The sequence below is a fragment of the Bradyrhizobium sp. SHOUNA76 genome, from assembly GCF_023006445.1.
Classification (GTDB): Bacteria; Pseudomonadota; Alphaproteobacteria; order Rhizobiales; family Xanthobacteraceae; genus Bradyrhizobium.
The window spans coordinates 1-1,547 of record NZ_JALBHA010000846.1 but is presented as its reverse complement, the minus strand read 5'-3'; the positions used below and the strand labels follow the sequence as shown (position 1 = coordinate 1,547).

The 1,547-nt window shown below is 64.1% G+C and carries 3 protein-coding genes; all 3 read right to left on the bottom strand.

The annotated features are described in order from the left end of the window. The coding region (locus tag MOV74_RS37825; protein WP_246932575.1) for a CHASE3 domain-containing protein at positions 1 to 343 on the bottom strand (343 nt) is incomplete at its 3' end. Continuing rightward, the gene (locus tag MOV74_RS37820) at positions 340 to 756 is read right to left on the bottom strand and encodes a response regulator (protein ID WP_246932572.1); all 417 of its coding nucleotides are present in this window, start codon (positions 754 to 756) and stop codon (positions 340 to 342) included. The genes MOV74_RS37825 and MOV74_RS37820, both read right to left, overlap by 4 nt. 380 nt (positions 757 to 1,136) lie before the next feature. Continuing rightward, positions 1,137 to 1,547: BA14K family protein (locus MOV74_RS37815; RefSeq protein WP_246932570.1), on the bottom strand; the 411-nt coding region annotated here is incomplete at its 5' end.

Below are 1,547 nucleotides of genomic sequence, written 5' to 3'. Positions count from 1 at the left end.
CCCGGCGCAGCGCCAGCGGCTCGGTGCCCTCGAGGAGCGCGACCTGATCGGGGTTGTCGCGCACGCCGCGCTTGAGGTCGGCGAGGGCCGGCGCGATCTGGGCGTGGACGGATTCGAATTCGCTGCTGAAGGCCGAGCTGCGGTAAAGTTCAAAGCCGCGCGCGGCACTCTCGGACCGGCGCAGCAGCACGCGCAGATCGGAGATCTTCTTCTGCACCTGGACGGTATGATTGATCCACGCCGCATCGGACCGCGACTTGACGTCGAGGGCGATCGAGGCTGCGGTGATGATCAGGAGGATGGCAAGTCCAGCACCGAGAATGACGCGCTGCGTTGGAATCAAGGGACTTCTTTCTTGTCCTTCGGCTGCGCGCTCTCGCCCGTGAGGCATTCCCGGATCGTGGTCAGCAACGCTTCGGGCGTGAACGGCTTGCGCAGGCAGCGCGTTGCGCCAAGCTCCAGCGCCATGCGGAGGAAATCGGGAGAGGGCGAGGCGGATGAGGCGAAGGCGTAGCCGGACATCGCGATCAGCGGAGTAGCCGGCGCGCGCTCATGAAAGATGCGGATGGACTCGAAGCCGCGCATATGCGGCATGAAGATGTCAACCAGCATCACCTCAAAGGCCTGCGCTTCCAGCGCAGCCAGTCCTGTTTCGCCACCGTCGGCCAGCGTGACGTCGAAGCCCTGACGTTGGAGGAGGACCTCGATGGTCGCGCCGACCATCGGATCGTCATCAACCACGAGAACACGCGGCATGACACTTCCCAGCAATCGAAGTCCCCACGACGGTGATACAGGTGAATCGAGCACCGGGTCAATTTTGGATTGGATCAGGGTAGATATGCACGGTGCGGTGCATAGGATAAAGCGGGTTCCACGGGGCTGAGCCCGCTCAGGCCGTCTGTGCACTGGCGATAACGCGCGCTACCCGAGTTGCGAGAAGGTTCGATGAGGTTGAAGCAAACTCGAAGGGCAAGGCACGGCGAATCCGAACGGCAAGACGTCGTTCAAGACATGGTCGCTGCGTTTTCCAAGCGCTTTGGATAAGTCCGCGCGTCACCATCGCGCTTGAAGGGCGGCGCCGGCCATCACCGGCGCCGCCCTTGCGACGTGTCGCATCGATCGTTCAGGCCGCCTTACGGGCAGGGATGCCGCTGGCCGTCATAACCGAGATAGGTACCCGAAGCGGGGTCATAGGATCTGTAGCGCTGCGCGCAATAGGCTGCATCGCCGCCTCCATCGGGGACCACCGCCACTGACGGCTCATCATAGTAGCTGCCATAGTAGTAGGGATCATCGTAATAGCTGCCGCCGTAATAGGCGTACGAGCCGAGGCCGCCGATCGCCGCCCCCGCCGCGAAGCCGGGCCAGAATCCGCCGCGACGATGATGGTGATGCCAGCCACCGCCGTTCCAGTTGCCGCTGCGGCCTTGCCAGGTCCCGCCGTTGGCTGCTGCCAAGTTGCGGCTGACGCCACCGGTGAAGGACGTGCCGCCGCTCGGACGTACCGCTGGGCCGGCCGCGAAGTTGCCGCCACCTCCGTGGAA

Coding starts and splice junctions, on each gene's coding strand:
- MOV74_RS37820 (WP_246932572.1), bottom strand. CDS start 756: ATGCCGCGTGTTCTCGTGGTTGATGACGATCCGATGGTCGGCGCGACC.